This window comes from Enterococcus sp. AZ156 (assembly GCF_051714165.1).
Taxonomy (GTDB): Bacteria; Bacillota; Bacilli; order Lactobacillales; family Enterococcaceae; genus Enterococcus_B; species Enterococcus_B pernyi.
Map to the genome: position 1 here is coordinate 2991699 of NZ_JBIORI010000001.1, position 17806 is coordinate 3009504.

At 39.3% G+C, this 17806-nt stretch carries 12 protein-coding genes; 6 read left to right on the forward strand and 6 right to left on the reverse strand.

The features are described from left to right. The first annotated feature begins 39 nt into the window (after nt 1-39). On the forward strand, nt 40-714 hold the full coding sequence (locus tag IGJ95_RS14150) for a prepilin peptidase (RefSeq protein WP_153830614.1): 675 nt from the start codon (nt 40-42) through the stop codon (nt 712-714). Nucleotides 715-803: 89 nt separating this feature from the next. Here IGJ95_RS14150 and msrA read toward each other — a convergent pair whose 3' ends face one another. From msrA to rpoB, 3 genes are all read right to left on the reverse strand, one after another. Beyond that, complete coding sequence (gene msrA, locus IGJ95_RS14155; protein ID WP_010733927.1) at nt 804-1328, reverse strand: peptide-methionine (S)-S-oxide reductase MsrA; 525 nt, start codon at nt 1326-1328, stop codon at nt 804-806. Between the two features lie 287 nt (nt 1329-1615). Continuing rightward, nucleotides 1616-5269, reverse strand: a complete 3654-nt coding sequence (gene rpoC, locus IGJ95_RS14160) for a DNA-directed RNA polymerase subunit beta' (RefSeq protein ID WP_023520562.1) — start codon at nt 5267-5269, stop codon at nt 1616-1618. An 80-nt stretch (nt 5270-5349) separates the two neighbouring features. Beyond that, nucleotides 5350-8967 carry a DNA-directed RNA polymerase subunit beta gene (gene rpoB / locus IGJ95_RS14165; protein ID WP_010733925.1) on the reverse strand — a complete coding sequence of 1206 codons (3618 nt, stop codon included), beginning with the start codon at nt 8965-8967 and terminating at the stop codon, nt 5350-5352. Nucleotides 8968-9445: 478 nt separating this feature from the next. Between rpoB and IGJ95_RS14170 the strand changes: the two genes are divergently transcribed. From IGJ95_RS14170 to IGJ95_RS14190, 5 genes are all read left to right on the forward strand, one after another. Further along, on the forward strand, nt 9446-10429 hold the full coding sequence (locus IGJ95_RS14170; protein ID WP_023520563.1) for a biotin--[acetyl-CoA-carboxylase] ligase: 984 nt from the start codon (nt 9446-9448) through the stop codon (nt 10427-10429). Between the two features lie 1230 nt (nt 10430-11659). Further along, complete coding sequence (locus tag IGJ95_RS14175) at nt 11660-12094, forward strand: hypothetical protein (RefSeq protein WP_153830616.1); 435 nt, start codon at nt 11660-11662, stop codon at nt 12092-12094. Between the two features lie 35 nt (nt 12095-12129). Continuing rightward, nucleotides 12130-12696 (forward strand): hypothetical protein, encoded by a 567-nt coding sequence (locus IGJ95_RS14180; protein ID WP_153830617.1) that lies wholly within the window; start codon nt 12130-12132, stop codon nt 12694-12696. 597 nt (nt 12697-13293) lie between these two features. Beyond that, nucleotides 13294-14166: a hypothetical protein gene (locus IGJ95_RS14185; protein WP_153830618.1), complete on the forward strand. Its 873-nt coding sequence runs from the start codon at nt 13294-13296 to the stop codon at nt 14164-14166. A gap of 226 nt (nt 14167-14392) precedes the next feature. Continuing rightward, on the forward strand, nt 14393-15160 hold the full coding sequence (locus IGJ95_RS14190; protein WP_438762169.1) for a hypothetical protein: 768 nt from the start codon (nt 14393-14395) through the stop codon (nt 15158-15160). Between the two features lie 627 nt (nt 15161-15787). On the opposite strand, the gene IGJ95_RS14195 is transcribed toward IGJ95_RS14190, so the two are convergent. Genes IGJ95_RS14195 through IGJ95_RS14205 form a run of 3 tightly spaced genes read right to left on the reverse strand, consistent with a single transcriptional unit; the run spans nt 15788 to nt 17789 of the window. Next, nucleotides 15788-16777, reverse strand: coding sequence for a polyprenyl synthetase family protein (locus IGJ95_RS14195; RefSeq protein WP_153830619.1), 990 nt, complete (start codon nt 16775-16777; stop codon nt 15788-15790). Between the two features lie 22 nt (nt 16778-16799). After that, a complete protein-coding gene (locus IGJ95_RS14200; RefSeq protein ID WP_010733918.1) occupies nt 16800-17366 on the reverse strand; it encodes a Gx transporter family protein in 567 nt (188 codons plus the stop codon). Nucleotides 17367-17378: 12 nt separating this feature from the next. After that, a complete protein-coding gene (locus tag IGJ95_RS14205) occupies nt 17379-17789 on the reverse strand; it encodes a NusG domain II-containing protein (protein WP_010733917.1) in 411 nt (136 codons plus the stop codon). Nucleotides 17790-17806: the final 17 nt, after the last annotated feature.

The window sequence follows — 17806 nt, forward strand, 5'->3', positions numbered from 1 at the left end:
TCCTTTTTTGCGTATCTTAATCAAAAGGAGGTTGGTCTGATGTTTCTTTATTTTATCATTGGTTGTTGCTTTGGTTCTTTTTTGTGCTTAGTCGCACAACGCGTTCCTCAAGACCTTTCTATTATTTCCCCTCGTTCACATTGTGTCAACTGTCACCAAACATTGCGTTGGTATGAGTTGATTCCATTACTTTCGATTGTCATGCAACGATTTCGTTGCCGCTCTTGTCAGACCAAACTTTCACCCATGTATCCACTGGCAGAGTTGATCAGCGGTACGCTATTTATGTATGCAGGATGCTATTCGCCAGATACAGTTCATTTGATTTGGCTATTCACTGCTTTTTTATTTTCGTTGATGGATATTTTTTACCTTGCGATCGACACTCGCATCCTCTATTTCTCATGGACTTTCTTATGGGCCTACTGGGTGCTGACTGAGCAGTTTCACTTAGAAACCAGCTTAGTGTTCGGCTTGATCAGTTACGGTTTGCTGCGTTATGGGCAAGCTTATTTAGGCGCAGGCGATACGTTACTCTTACTTAGTTGGAGTGGTGGGTTAGCCTCCACACATTTTCTCATGCTTATGTTTATCGCAAGTTGTCTTGGTTTAAGTTATTTTTGTATCACTGCTTTATTCCATAAGAAAAGAAAGCATCTCCCTTTCGTTCCTTTTCTGAGTATTGCCTTATGGTTGGTCCTCTATTTCCGATAGCACAAAAAAGAAGAAGCATCTAGAACAAAATGTCCGACCTTCCTCTTTTCTTATTACTTAAAATTCATATTTTCTAGTAACTTATACTGCTAGTCTTTCCAGTTTTTTCTAAGGAATCCCGCCCGACCAGAGCCTTCACGATACAACTGATAATGGATCTTGTTTTTCTTGTAGTAATCTTGATGATACTCCTCTGCGGGATAAAAGGTCGTACGAGGTTCGATCTTTGTGACGATCGGTTGATCGAAACGGCCACTTGCTTGTAACTGTTGTTTTGAGTTTTCTGCGGCTTCACGTTCTGCTTCATCACTATAATAAATGACCGGACGATAAGAGTCCCCACGATCAGCAAACTGCCCTAAAGCATCTGTCGGATCGGTCTGTTGCCAATAAATCTCGACCAATTGTGCATAGGTGATGATTTCAGGATCATATTCGATTTCTACCGCTTCCGTATGACCTGTTGTTCCAGTCGTCACTTGTTCGTAGGTTGGATTTGGTACATGTCCTCCAGTATAACCGGAAGTAACGGAGAGGATACCTGGTTGTGTTTCAAACGGTTTGACCATACACCAAAAACAGCCACCTGCAAATACAGCTTTTTTCACTGCCATTTCTTATCAGCTCCTTTGGTTTTATCATACTCGTTTTCATTGAAATAAATAGTAATATGCTTATTTTACCCCCTACCGGTATTTTTAGCCTATTTTTATTGTTTTTCTTTTAATATTTGAAAACTTGTGGATAAATTTTGGTACACATAATAATTATCCCCTGTGGATATCTATTACCATTTCTTTTATCCACAGTTACCTTTTACTTCCTTGATTCTAGTTTATCCACAAAAAAAAGGTCAAGTCCCTCAAACAGGAACTTGACCTTCTTTATGTGAACTCATGGTTTATCGTGTTTGTTCATTCATTGCATCTTCGGCAGCCATTTGTGCTTCGATGTCAGAAATACTATACACGTTTTCACTTGCAACGCCAACTTCTTTTGGTTCCATGTTGCGGTAACGTGGCATACCAGTACCAGCTGGAATGATCTTACCGATGATAACATTTTCTTTCAAACCAAGAAGTGGATCTTTTTTGCCTCGGATCGCAGCATCAGTCAAGACACGAGTTGTTTCTTGGAAGGATGCAGCTGATAAGAAGCTGTTTGTTTCTAATGATGCTTTTGTGATACCTAGCAAGACTGGACGAGATGTCGCAGGAACGCCACCAGCAACTAACGTATTGTAGTTTTGGTCTTTGAAGTCTGCGATATCTAACAGTGTACCTGGCAAGATTTCTGTATCGCCTGGGTCCATGACGCGCACTTTACGAAGCATTTGGCGAACCATTACTTCGATATGTTTGTCGCCGATTTCTACCCCTTGCATACGGTAAACGCGTTGTACTTCACGTAATAGATAGTTTTCAACAGATAGAACGTCACGTACTTGCAACAATTGTTTCGGATCGATTGATCCTTCTGTCAATGGTGCACCACGATGGATCATATCGCCTTCAGCGACTTTCATACGTGCAGTATAAGGCACTGTATACGTACGTGTATCTGTTTTCCCTTTGATTGTTACTTCTTTGGTACGTGTAGCAGGATCTTCAGAGATATCGATGACATCCCCTGTTACTTCAGTAATCACTGCTTGCCCTTTCGGATTACGTGCTTCAAAGATTTCTTGGACACGAGGAAGACCTTGAGTGATATCATCTCCGGCAACCCCACCCGTATGGAACGTACGCATTGTTAACTGAGTACCTGGTTCACCGATTGATTGAGCGGCGATCGTACCAACTGCTTCTCCGACTTCAACGTCAGAACCAGTTGCCAAGTTACGTCCGTAACAATGTTTGCAGACACCATGTTTTGTGTTACATGTGAAGACAGAACGGATCGTTACAGTTTCAACACCTGCATCAACGATTTGTTTTGCGACATCTTCAGAGATCAATTGATTTCCGGCAATGATCATTTCGTTGGTTTCAGGATGACGAACTTCTTTACGTGTGTAACGTCCAATCAAACGATCTTCAAGAGATTCGATGATTTCATTTCCTTCACGGATTGCTTGGATCTCAAGACCGCGGTCAGTGCCACAATCTTCTTCACGAATGATGACATCTTGGGCAACGTCAACTAAACGACGTGTCAAGTAACCAGAATCGGCTGTCTTCAAGGCTGTATCGGTCATTCCTTTACGAGCCCCGTGAGTTGAGATAAACATTTCCAAGACAGAAAGTCCTTCGCGGAAGTTCGAAATGATCGGCAATTCCATGATACGTCCATTCGGTGCGGCCATCAATCCACGCATACCAGCAAGCTGAGTAAAGTTGGAGATGTTACCACGGGCACCAGAATCTGACATCATGAAGATTGGGTTTTTCGCTTCCAAACCTTCCATCAGTTTTTGTTGGATGCTGTCTTTCGCAGCGTTCCAAACAGCGATTACTCGTTCATAACGCTCGTCATCAGTGATCAATCCACGACGGAATTGCTTCGTGATCGACTCTACTTGTTTATGTGCTTCGTCAATGATCACTTGTTTTTCATTCAAGACACTGATGTCGGCGATCCCTACAGTGATACCTGCATGTGTTGAATGTTTGTATCCTAAGTCTTTCATACGGTCAAGCATCTTAGATGTTTCAGTTACTTTGAAACGTTTGAAGACTTCGGCGATGATGTTTCCTAAGTTTTTCTTCTTGAATGGTAAAACTAGTTCTTGTTCTTTGATGTGAGCAGGAATATCTGTTCCAGCTTCAACAAAGTATTTGTCCGGTGTTTGGACAGTCAAGTTGAAGTCAGTTGGCTCATTCAAGTAAGGGAATTCTGGTGGCATGATTTCGTTAAAGATGATCTTACCAACAGTCGTGATCATCGTGCGTTCTTTTTGCCATTCTGTAAATGGTTTGTCCCCTAATGTCGTTGGGTTCACACCAATACGTGAATGTAAATGAACGTAGCCATTACGCCATGCGATGACTGCTTCGTTTTGGTCTCTAAAGACCATTCCTTCGCCTTCACGACCTTCTTCTTCCATTGTTAGGTAGTAGTTTCCTAAAACCATATCCTGAGAAGGTGTAACAACTGGTTTACCATCTTTTGGATTCAAGATGTTTTGAGCAGCTAACATCAGCATACGTGCTTCTGCTTGTGCTTCTTCGTTCAACGGTACGTGAACGGCCATTTGGTCTCCATCGAAATCGGCATTATAAGCTTCACATACCAATGGATGCAAACGGATCGCACGACCTTGGACAAGAACTGGTTCAAATGCTTGGATACCTAATCTGTGAAGCGTAGGTGCCCGGTTCAATAGAACTGGATGTTCTTTGATGACGTCTTCTAAGACATCCCAAACTTCATCTTCTTGACGTTCGATTTTGCGTTTCGCATTTTTGATGTTTGAAGCAAGTTCACGTTGAACTAATTCGCGCATCACGAATGGTTTGAACAATTCGATCGCCATTTCTTTTGGTAATCCACATTGGTACATTTTCAAGAAAGGACCTACGACGATAACTGAACGACCAGAGTAGTCGACACGTTTACCAAGTAAGTTTTGACGGAAACGACCTTGTTTCCCTTTCAACATATGAGAAAGAGATTTCAATGGGCGGTTACCTGGTCCTGTGACAGGACGGCCACGACGACCGTTATCGATCAACGCATCTACCGCTTCTTGTAACATCCGTTTTTCATTTTGAACGATGATTCCTGGTGCATTCAAGTCTAACAAACGTTTCAAACGATTGTTACGGTTGATCACACGACGATATAGATCGTTCAAGTCACTTGTTGCAAAACGTCCACCTTCTAATTGGACCATTGGTCGTAGATCTGGTGGGATGACAGGGATAACGTCCATGACCATCCAGCTTGGTTCATTGCCAGAAGCACGGAATGCTTCTAAAATGTCCAAACGACGGATCGCGCGTGTACGTTTTTGTCCTTGTGCAGATTTCAACTCTTCTTTCAATTCAGCTGCTTCGCCATCCAAATCAACGTTATCAAGTAATTGTTTGATTGCTTCCGCGCCCATTGCTGCTTGGAATTCTTGGCCATATTGTTCACGTTTTTCGCGGTATTCGCGTTCAGTCAACAATTGTTTTTTCTCTAAGCTTGTGTTTCCTGGTTCAATAACAACATATGAGGCAAAGTAAATGATTTCTTCTAATGCGCGTGGGCTCATGTCTAATACAAGACCCATACGAGAAGGAATACCTTTGAAATACCAGATATGTGAAACAGGTGCTGCTAATTCGATATGACCCATACGTTCACGACGAACTTTTGAACGAGTCACTTCCACACCACAGCGATCACAAACGATTCCTTTATAACGGATACGTTTGTATTTTCCGCAGGCACATTCCCAGTCTTTTGTAGGACCAAAAATCCGCTCACAGAACAACCCTTCGCGCTCAGGTTTTAAGGTACGATAGTTAATCGTCTCAGGTTTTTTTACTTCACCGTAAGACCAGCTTCTGATTTTTTCGGGAGAAGCCAAACCTATTTGCATACTTTCGAATTTATTTACATCGATCAAAAGGGGTTCCCTCCATTTCGTTTAATGGCAAAACCGTAAGGCGGCTGATCTTCGACCGCCTCACAGTATCTCAGACCGGATTAGTCTAAATTATCTTCTGCGGTTTCAAAGTTTTGGATGATATCTTGTCTTTCATCTTCGACTTGTTCAGCAGCTTGTTTTTCTAGTTCTTTTGCTGTTTGTTGTTCAGCGAATTTTGTCAAAGCATCCACTGTGATCAAATCATCGTCTTCGTCATCCATGTCGCGAAGTTCGATCTCGCTGTCTTGGATATCTAGGACACGCATGTCTAATCCTAGTGATTGTAATTCTTTGACTAATACGCGGAAGGATTCAGGTACACCTGGTTTTGGAATTGGTTCACCTTTGACGATTGCTTCGTATGTTTTCACACGTCCGACTACGTCATCTGATTTGTATGTCAAGATTTCTTGTAAGGTATAAGCCGCACCGTATGCTTCCAGTGCCCAAACTTCCATTTCCCCAAAACGTTGTCCACCAAATTGCGCTTTACCACCTAATGGTTGTTGCGTAACTAGTGAGTAAGGTCCAATTGAACGTGCATGTAACTTATCGTCAACCATGTGAGCAAGTTTGATCATGTACATCACACCGACAGACACACGTCCGTCAAATGGTTCACCTGTACGTCCGTCATAAAGAACAGTTTTCGCATCGCTAGCCATACCAGCTTCACGAACTGTTTCCCATACGTCTTCATCACTTGCACCATCAAATACTGGTGTTGCTACGTGGATGCCTAATTGACGCGCAGCCATCCCTAAATGCAATTCCAATACTTGTCCGATGTTCATACGTGATGGTACCCCTAGTGGGTTCAACATGATGTCGATCGGTGTTCCATCAGGTAAGAATGGCATATCTTCTTCCGGCATAATACGGGAAACAACCCCTTTATTACCGTGACGTCCGGCCATTTTATCCCCTTCATGGATTTTACGTTTTTGAACGATATACACACGAACTAACATGTTGACACCTGGTGATAATTCATCGCCAGCTTCACGAGTAAAGATCTTCACATCGTGAACGATCCCGCCTCCACCATGCGGTACACGTAGAGAAGTATCACGTACTTCACGTGCTTTTTCACCGAAGATCGCATGCAATAAACGTTCTTCTGCTGAAAGTTCAGTTACCCCTTTTGGTGTTACTTTACCGACTAATAGGTCACCGTCTTGGACTTCCGCCCCAATACGAATGATCCCCATTTCGTCTAAGTCTTTCAATGCGTCTTCACCGACGTTCGGGATTTCACGAGTGATTTCTTCAGGTCCTAATTTTGTATCACGAGCTTCTGATTCATATTCTTCAATATGGATCGATGTGTACACATCGTCTTTGACAAGACGACGACTCATGATGATCGCATCTTCGTAGTTGTATCCTTCCCAAGTCATGAAACCGACTAAGACGTTTTGTCCTAGAGCCATTTCACCTTGTTCCATTGATGGGCCGTCTGCCAAGGTATCCCCTTTTTCGACTTTCTCACCTAAATGAACGATTGGGCGTTGGTTGTAACTTGTTCCAGAGTTTGAACGACGGAATTTTGTTACTGAATATTTGTCTAATGCGCCATTGTCACGACGTACGCGGATCTCAGAAGCATCAACAAATTCAACTACACCATCGTGTTTACATAGTAACGCAGCTCCTGAGTCATGAGCTGATTTATATTCCATACCAGTACCAACCCAAGGTGCTTGTGGATTGATCAATGGCACTGCTTGACGCTGCATGTTGGCACCCATCAAGGCACGGTTGGAGTCATCGTTTTCCAAGAAAGGAATACATGCTGTCGCTACCGCAACTACTTGTTTCGGTGAAACGTCCATATAATCGACTTTATCGATCGATACTTCTAAGTTTTCACTTTGGGCACGAGCCATGACGATTTCTTCAGCAAATGTACCGTCATCATTCAACTTACTGTTTGCTTGGGCAACGATATAATGGTCCTCGATGTCTGCTGTCAAGTAATCGATTTGTTCTGTCACACGGCCAGTTTCACGATCAACACGACGATACGGCGTTTCGATAAAACCAAATTTGTTTACTTTCGCGTAACTAGATAAACTATTGATCAACCCGATATTTGGTCCCTCAGGCGTTTCGATCGGACACATACGGCCATAGTGGGAGTAGTGAACGTCACGTACTTCATAGCCGGCACGGTCACGAGTCAAACCACCAGGTCCTAAGGCAGAAAGACGACGTTTGTGTGTCAATTCGCCCAATGGATTTGTTTGGTCCATGAACTGAGACAATTGTGAAGAACCAAAGAATTCTTTGATACTTGCGACAACTGGACGGATGTTGATCAATTGTTGTGGTGTCAATGTTTCTGTATCTTGGATCGACATTCTTTCACGTACAACACGTTCCATACGTGCTAATCCGATACGGAATTGATTTTGTAAAAGTTCTCCGACAGAACGGATACGACGATTTCCTAAGTGGTCGATATCGTCCACGTTGCCGATGCCTTCCATCAAGTTCAAGAAGTAGCTCATTGAAGCAACGATATCCGCTGGACGAACAGTTTTCACTGTTGTGTCTGGGTAGCCGTTACCGATCACGTTGACTTCACGTTCTGGGTCTTTTGGTGAAAAGACTTTGATCACTTGGACAGTCATTGGATCAGTGACTACGCCATCTTCTGTTGGGTAGTAAGTCACTGAGTTCAAACCATTGTCGATGAACGGTGCTAATGTTTCCATCACTTGATGGGTCAAAGCTGTTCCTTTTTCAACAATGATCTCGCCTGTTTCAGGATCAACCAACGTTTCAGCTAACGTTAAGTTCAATAGACGTGTTTTCAAGTCTAATTTTTTGTTTACTTTGTAACGACCAACATTTGCTAAGTCGTAACGTTTTGGATCAAAGAAGCGGGCATTCAGCAAGTTACGTGAACTATCTGCTGTTTTTGGTTCGCCTGGGCGAAGACGCTCGTAGATATCTTTTAATCCTTCTTCTGTTCTAGAATCACTTGCATTTTTGTGTAAATCTTTTTCAATCGTGTTACGTAATGTTTCACTATCCCCAAAGATTTCAAAAATCGTGTCATCTGAACCGAAACCTAATGCACGAACTAACACAGTCAATGGAATCTTACGTGTGCGGTCGATACGTACATAAGAGATGTCTTTTGCATCAGTTTCCATTTCTAACCATGCACCACGGTTAGGGATCACAGTGGAACCGAATCCTTCTTTACCGTTTTTGTCTACTTTCCCATGGAAGTAAACACCTGGTGAACGGACTAATTGGGAAACGATAACACGTTCCGCACCGTTGATGATGAATGTACCTTGCTCTGTCATCAATGGGAAATCACCGAAGAATACTTCTTGAGCTTTGATTTCGCCTGTTTCACGGTTTGTTAAACGTAAAGTCACATGTAATGGTGCAGAGTAATTTGCGTCATGTGCGCGTGCTTCTGCTACTGTGTACTTTGGTTCTTTCAATTCATAATCTACAAATTCCAAAGAAAGATTGCCATTGAAGTCATCGATTGGCAAAATATCTTCAAACATTTCTCTTAGTCCTTCATCCAAGAACCATTGGTACGAGTCTGTTTGAATTTCGATCAAATTTGGTAATTCCAACACTTCACTGATTCGTGCGAAACTTCTACGTTCGCGATGTTTTCCGTATTTTACTACGTGTCCAGCCAAGCTCTTCACCCCTCTAAAATGTCATTCAAAAAGACTACCCGATCAATTGTTACAATAATATTAAAAATATTATATTTAGGTAACAACAGACATTTTTTGCGGCTTTTAGGCAAAAAAAAACCAAAAATAGAACGTTCTCTTGAGTACTTGCCTACGTGAGCTTCTACTTTTGTTTCCTTATATTAAAGCCGAAACGGACAATATTTCGTTTCTGCCTTCGCTTCATCAGATAGTTTTTGCAACTTCATATAATACACTGTTTAAACGTAAAAGTCAACACTTCCTGGCGTTTCCTGTAAATTTTAGTAATTGTTTCTTAATCTTTCTTTTTTGTTCCAATTTCGTCCATTCCTAATTGAGTGACTCTTCCTTACAAAATCTTTTCGTCTTTATAGCGACTCAAACAAAAAGTATGACGCGCTGTCCTCATTCGATCGTAAATCTGCTAATATATAAATAGTAGAAAGGAGCTTGATCGATGACGACAAAAGCCAAGGTACTACACCTTTTAAAAAATACTCCGACATTTCTATCCGGTGAAAAAATCGCCCAACAACTGAATGTCTCCCGAACGAGTATTTGGAAAGCCATCAAAGAATTAGAAAAAGAAGGTTTTCGCTTTGAACATCAAGCGAAAGGGTATCGTTATCTCCCCTCTGATGTATTGGATCCTGTAGAGATTTCCCAAGCATTATCTTCTTTTGACGTTCAAGTGAACGTTTTATCACAATCGGAATCGACGATGAAAGATGCTAAATCGGCATCTAATATGGATACTACGAAACCTAGTTTATTTATCGCGGATACACAAGAACAAGCCCATGGACGTTTTGGACGTTCCTTTTTCGCTCAACCAAGTCAAGGAATCTACATGAGCTTATTATTGCATCCACAAAAGCATTTTGAGGAATTGCCACAATATACGTTGATTGCTGCCAGTGCATGTGTCAAAGCGATTCAAGAAACGACAGGAAAACATGCCATGATCAAATGGGTCAACGATATCTACCTTGAAGGGAAAAAGGTTTGTGGAATTTTATCTGAAGCGGTAAGCGATATGGAAAGTGGTGAAATTCGTTCGGTGATTATTGGTGTGGGCTTGAATTTTTCGATCCCTCACACGCAATTTCCTGATGAGATCCAGCAAAAAGCGACCTCCTTGTTTCCTGATGGTGAAGCATCGATGACTAGAAATCAATTGATCTGCGCGATTTGGAAACATTTCTTTAGGTATTTAGCCGACCATTCGCACACCTATTTTGATCTTTACACAGAACGGTCATTTGTCCTAGGTAAGTCTGTCAGCTTTACCCGAAAAGGAAAATCTTATCAAGGAATTGCCCAGGCAATCGGTCCAAAAGGAGAACTGATCGTAGATACGCCAAACCAGCGCTTCCAACTACTCTCTGGTGAAGTCAGCTTAACAGAAATCGATGGGCTACCATCAGCAAAAAGAGGCTAGTTCGTTTCCTAGCCTCTTTTTTATCAATGGTGGGTTTGTCATGCTCGCTTTATTTTTCATAAGCTTGATGTCACGAGAAAACATGCAAACTTCTTTACGATGTACTATATTTTTCTACTATATGCTTGATTCTATGTTTGAGGTACTACATTGTGTGTTTTATTTTACTTTTGTGTCTACATCTAATTTCTATGTTTGTTCTATGTTTTAACTCTATGTTCAATATCCTTTTTAAATAGGATAGTACTATGTGCTATTGTCAGTAGCAGTAGAACAATCAAACTACTGCCTGTCAATACTAATGGACACCTGATAACATTTGCCTACGCTTTTATCTAGATGCGCTGTCGCAATCTGTGATGCACGTCGTCAAGCAAGTGAGACCGAGCAACTATTTTTCCCCGAAATAGTTTTCGGCAATCAAGTGATGTTCTATGTGTGTTGTTTCCTCTATTTACTACTTCTAAGTCATTCATAAGCTTATCTATTGAAGACCAACGATCGCTTTCTCCACTTCTTCCTATACGAAACCCTCTTCCATTTAACGCCCCCTTTTTTGTTTTGCTGTCGTTCTGTTTGTATCATAACACATAAAAAAATGAATGAATTCTTTTGTATTGAATTACAACATTTTTTATTTTCACATTAGATTCAGCGATCTCTTACTGGCTCATCCCAACCTCAATGGACTATTCTCAAATTTTGCAAAATTGTAATTGATTCGCTTTAGAAGAAGAAAAATATTCAATCTTCAAGTTGAATTTTTTTATAATCAAACAGCGGATCAAAAATTTATCTGCCGCAGACAAAGGTTGCTGATACTCTTCTTCAATATCACGAAATTAAAAATTTCTATTCTTCTCACTTAGTTTTGTTACGATCTCAATCACCGTTAATTGCGTTAATTCTGATGTATATTGTTTTCTCACAGCTACTCTCCTTTATTCATAGCGTTCTTTAATTCAGAATATAGCATGGATTTTTTCTTGCTGGGAACAATTTTTTCCAAAAACAAGAAAAGATTGTTTTAAATAAACAAAACAATCCATTTGAGTGATTTAATCCATAACATGAACGAAAGTCACCTCTGCTCTGCAAATCAATCCAAAATAACACCTTTTAGAAAAGATCAATACTAAAAATTTACACATTATAGAAATAATCGGTACATACCACGAGTTGAAAAATGATATTTTTTTATATATTAATAAAGATAATTAAGGAGAAACAATGGAGAAACCTAAAAAAAATATAGAGGTGACAAGATTTTTAAATACAGCCATCAGAGATGGTGTTCTAAATCCACAAGCAATCGGTCAAGAAAGCTTATCTCGCTTGAGATTACACATATTGATCAAAGAACAATCGTTAACTATAAATTTAAAAGCACCGAATCTTTCTGACAACGTTTTTCAGAGAATCAGTAGACAATTAGATGTTGTAAAAAAATTCTCACAACAAACAGCATCGATCACCGCTGAAAATATCCAGTTGTCTGCTAAACAAATTAACCAGAAAATTCAGCATTTAAACGAAAAAGACAGAGAGTTAAATGAACAAATCAGGGAAATTAAAAGTGAAGTAAAAAACTTTCGAGCAGAACAGCCAATCCGGATGAATATAACAAGGCAAAAACCAAACTCAATAACGCAAATAAAGAACTAAATAATAATCAAAATAACATCTACAGTCATCGCGCAATGAAGCTTGTCCTAAAAGAACAAGAACGCCGGCAAACGAAAAGTGTTCGCCGAGAATCTGTCGATCAGTCGCCGAGACGACAATCCGTTTCTCAAGTAACATCTGAACCTCGTCAGTCCGTCGCACAAAAGCTTTCTAGGCCTCGGCAATCACTCGCACAGCAACAGGAAAAACGAACAGAAAAAATCGATAACCTAACAGAAAAGATCATAAATACAGAGAAAACAATACAGGCGCTTGCAAAAGAAAGAGATGGTCTCGTTAGCCACCCTAACGTAAAAGAAGAAATCGTTATATATATTGAAGGCATCCAACTTCATCGAAAACAAGCAGATAATCTTTACCGTCAACTGGAGACGATTGATTCAAAAACTGCAACGAAGTTAGAAAAAAAATTGGCTGTTTCCCCTTATGGCAAAATCGCGTGTCCATTAACACCTAAAGAAAGCTCTGCAATCAAAGTAGCAAAGGCCAATGAAAAGTTCAATCAATCTTACCGCAACTTATCTCCTGAACCTAAAATGAACAAAAAGCTAAGAATAGACACAGGTAAAACCCTCTCATAGAAAGAGAGAACAGCCGAACATAAGAAGTTTATTCAAGAAACTAAAAAAATGTGCAGAAAATTGAGGCCAAATTGCAAAAGTACCACAAACGCAAAAAATATTTTCGGTCTGATTGCGAATGCTTTCAGAGAAAAAAATCCAAAGTTTAAAGGAAAAAAACCGATTTGATAAACAAATTCGAACAACCGTAAAAAGGTATCCTAAAACCAATATTTAAAAAACAAGTAACTGACGCTCATAATAAAAAAGAACCATAAATGAAAAATCAAAAACTGCGTGGAGATCGAACACAATCACCGAGTTTTAGCAGATCATGATCATCGCCCACACAGATAAAGATTTTCTAGCTAAAGTGGTTCAACAAATCCATATATTTAGTTATTTTATATACTTTATTTCATTACAAAAAGAGACATAAAATTATAATGAAAAAGCTCTGCCATTCGATCAGTCCACCTGCTTCAATTTCAATTTTACAACGTTTTATTATCTCATCATTTATATCAAAAATTTTCCTTAATAGAAATTATTGACACTAATTAGCAATAAAAAGATGTTATGTTTATTTATATATAACAATAAGAGAAGGAGATAGATATGGCTAAGAACAAGCAATATAAACCCAAATTAAACAATGAGGGGAAAACAACGATCACTCACCTCTCGAATCAAATTATCGACTCTGAGAATATGATCGAAAAATTCAAGGCACAACGAAAGGAGCTTGGAGATTCTTCAAAATCTTCAAAAAAATATCAGGAACTGACAGATGCTATCAAAAATCATAGGAAAAGAATTCATGTTTTATATAGAAGAATCGAAAATATTTCACCCGCACATGCGGATAGATTGGAAAAATACATAGATAACCATTTCACTCAAGACAAAAGCGTCACGAAGAGCAATGAAAAAATCATGAATGAACCAATCTATGAAACCATTCCTGAAGTTAGGAAAAAAAGGAAGGAAGAGATCGATGTCCCAATCACATTAAAAAGGGCTCGATCAAAAGAAGAAATTCAGTCGGCTGTTAAATCTGCTAATGTTAGATTCAACGAATCTCATAAAAATATATCTTCAAAGTCATATGATAAAAGAGAGAAAACAATCGAAATCAAAAAAAAACCAATTAAGGATACTAGGAGTCAAAAACTTACGCTAGATAAAGCTGAGAAAAAGTTGCATCAAACGGAAAAAAAACTAGCTACTTTCCAAAAAAGAAAGAAGAGGTTAGTTGGCAGAATCATGAATTTATTTGGTGGGAAAAATAACGAAAAATTAATGAACCAAAAAAAATTATTGATTGATCAAATTAAAATTATAAACGGAGAGCCTGTTAAAGGAATTCTGAAACCGTCATTGACCGAGAAGTTAGCTAACGCACAGGAACAGGTCAAAGTGAACGCCCAAGAAAAAGCAAATCCAACACTGAACAATCGACCAAAAACTAATCCTGCTCTTTCAAAGTAAAACAACTTCACACTAAACAAAATAATCTAGGATATTGATCAAAAAATGATCAATATCCTTTTTCTGCTATCAAACAAGCTTTCCTCCTCGTTGCTTTCTCGCTCGTATTTCAAGAGCAACAAATGCTTACACTAATTTTCCTTACTTAGAAATTATCGATATCAAACACGAAGATTAAAATGCTATTTTTGTTTATGTAACAAAGATGAGAGATGAGGAACTAATTATGGATAATCGTAAAGAAAATATTATGTCAGTAGAAAAGATGAAACAGCGTTCTAGGAAATTAAGTAAGCATCTACCAAAAAGTCCTGCTACAGAAATCAAACAACTGACAAAAAGCCTGATGAATACAGTAGCTAGAATCCAAGAGCTAAAGGAAAAAAGAGAACAGCTTAGTGATCATTCCACATCTTCAAAAAAATATAGGGAACTAACAGCTGGCATCAAAAATAATGAAAAAAGAGCGCAAGAATTACTTGATAAAATCGACAAGTTGTTGCCAAAACAAGTAGATAAACTTGTCGAACGATACACAGACTCTGCTGAACCGATCTACGAAACAATTCCTAGTGATACTAAAAGGAATGAAAAAGATGCGCCACTCCCTGAAATACGTGACCGAACAAAAAAAGAAGTGGTAAATGCTGTTACGGAAGCGAATCGTAAGTTCAATGAAACACATAAAGATATCTCTAAAGAACCTTATGCAAATCGACAGCCAAAAATAAAGTTTGATGCAAAAACATTGATAAATGGAATGGATAAAGAGGAGCCTTCCCAAAAACGCGATCACACAGACAAAGAAGTTGGGAAGGCTAATCATAAGGTGCAGACCCAATCATTACAAAAAAAGATTTCACCTGAGACTCAGAAATTTACATTGAAAGATAGGATCAATCATGCACATCGCCAAACAGAAAACAATCATCTAAAACAAGATAGCCACTCGCGAAACAATCGACCACAAACTAGCCCGAGCCTTGGAAGATAAAAAATAAAAAATCCAGTGATTTCCTTATCAGTCAGGACTGCATAAGGCTTTCACTGGTTTTTATTGACTCATTTATTCTTGTCATTCAGCGACATTTCCCCCAAAATGTTAACGATACTGATTGTCAGAATAAACAAAAAAATGAATGTTTTAACTACTTGTTTTGTCCATGGTTCACTCAATATTATGTATTATTTCTTATGTGCTTTGATTTCCCTCCTTTATTCTTCCTCCGTCACTTTATGTACTTACGTCCATAAATAAAACGATGTAAGCCCCTGTTCGATAAACGACCCATGTCCATTCTATTGATGGTTCATGTTTTTAAGAGCAACAAACTACTGATACGTATGGAACTACTAAATGGAAATCAGTCACCATGCGATACCTATTATTTAGCATACCTCTTTCTTTCAGAAGGTGCAAAACCACTTTTTCTGTGCAAAGAAAAAAATGAGCCTGGGACATTAGTGACCTTGCATCTCCTAGAACCGAATAAACGGTGTTCCAGAAGCAACCCCTTCAGAAATAAGCGTGAAACCCCAAAAATTTGAAGAACAATTTTCTGGGTTTCACGCTTATTTCTCGGAGCTGAACACTTCTGTCACAACCACATTTTTATATAACTTAGTCTGCCCGTCTTAGGATCAATGACGTCAAAGTCTCTAATGTTTCTTTTGTTTGTACCGAGGTATTTGGCAATTTTTTGATTTCTTTTAATGCTTGTTTCGTATAGGATTCTGCCAACTTCTGGGCGCTTTCGACCCCTTGTGCCTCAATAACTAATTGTTGAACCTTCTCAGCTTCTGCTTGTGTCATTTGTTTTTCTTTGGACAAATATTCAAGTAATTCTGCTTTTTTGTCTGTTTGTAACGCATAGATCAAAGGTAAAGAATACACCCCTTGACGAATGTCTTCCAATACAGGCTTGCCGATGTCATCGCTCTGTTTTGTATAATCTAAAATGTCATCAATGATTTGAAACGCCATACCGATCGCTAACCCGATATCCCCAGCTTTTTTTGCAAAACGTTCGCTTGTGCCACTTTCGTATGCACCTACAAAACAACTCAGTTGAAAAAGTTCAGCGGTTTTACCAGAAATATTCTGTAAGTATTCTTCAACCGTCAACTGGGTATTGTATTTATCATCCATTTGCCCGAGCTCGCCATTCAATACTTTTTCCATACTTCTTGCATTTAATTGCATACTCTTTAAGGAAGAAGTATATTCGGACAAGAGTTTAAAACAACAAACAAATAAATAATCTCCGGCATAAACAGCGACACTATTGCCAAAACGGCTACGTAAGTTTGGCTGTCCTCTGCGTAAGTCAGCTTCATCAACGATATCATCATGGATCAATGTCGCAATGTGTAGCATCTCAATAGATGCTGCCAACGAAATGGCTTTATCGCGATCTTGCTCCGGGCCAAATTGAGCAAATAATAGTTGATACGCCGGACGCAGTAACTTCCCACCTGCATGAATCGTTTCTTTTATCGCTTCTTCTACTGGTTTGTTTTTCAGCCGAACAACACTTTCCATTTTTTTTAGTGTTTGGTTCAATTCCACTTGGATCGTTGGATAGTCCACCCACATTTGATGTAACTTCATAAAAAAACTCCTTGTATAACGCTTATTTTTTCAGAAATACCGATTGCCATTGACTATTGGTCTGTCGATCATAGTCTGCTTGGAAACGCTGAAGTGTTCTCACATGTTTCAGCAGATAATTAGCAGCTATCCCTATGGCCAATCCTGATAGAATACCTAGGAATGACAAAATCGGTAAGTAGAGCATGACTGTCCATGATTGAGCGATAAATGACGCGGTCAATAACTGACCGACATTATGCATAAATCCACCTGTCGCGCTGATGCCAATAATGCTAACCCTTTTAGGACCCAGTTGTTTGACTATCAACATCCCTACATAACTCAACAACGCACCACTCATACTATAAAGAAACGTCGAAATCGTGCCGCCTAATAACGTGGTCAAAAATAAACGCAACCAAAGTAATAAGAAGCTATCTCGTTTTTTCATTGTAAAAATTGCCACAATCGTAATCAAATTAGCCAATCCTAGTTTTGCACCTGGCGCAAAAGCGAAAGGATAAGGAATCATATTTTCCAATAAACCGATGATCACACCTTGGGCAACTAATAAAGATATATAGATCATTTTTTGTAATTTACTCATGACGTGAACCGTCTAATAAATCAGACTGTCTTCCCCACTCCCGTCTGTTGATCGCACTTCGATCACTAATTTGTGAGGCAAACAAACGATTGTTTCACCATTATTCGTTGCCCATCCTCGGCGAACGCAAATCTGGTCGTCGCAGTCTGCTTCTTTGATCCGAATTCGTTCCCCATCGATCTCGATCACGTTTTTGTCGCCATGATCATCTTCGTATAAATAGGTATAAGCTTTGGTTTCAGTTACCAACGGAAACGTTTTGATTTCTGTTCCATCGACTCGTAGCACTGCTTCTTTATTTGGTGTTGCATCCACTTGTTGATAACTAAAGATGACAACCGGCAAGAATGAGAGCATGACTAACAAAAGAATAATGATGATATCCCAAGGTTTTAATAAACTTTTTTGAATAAATTCTTTCAAGTACTCACTCCCTTTTT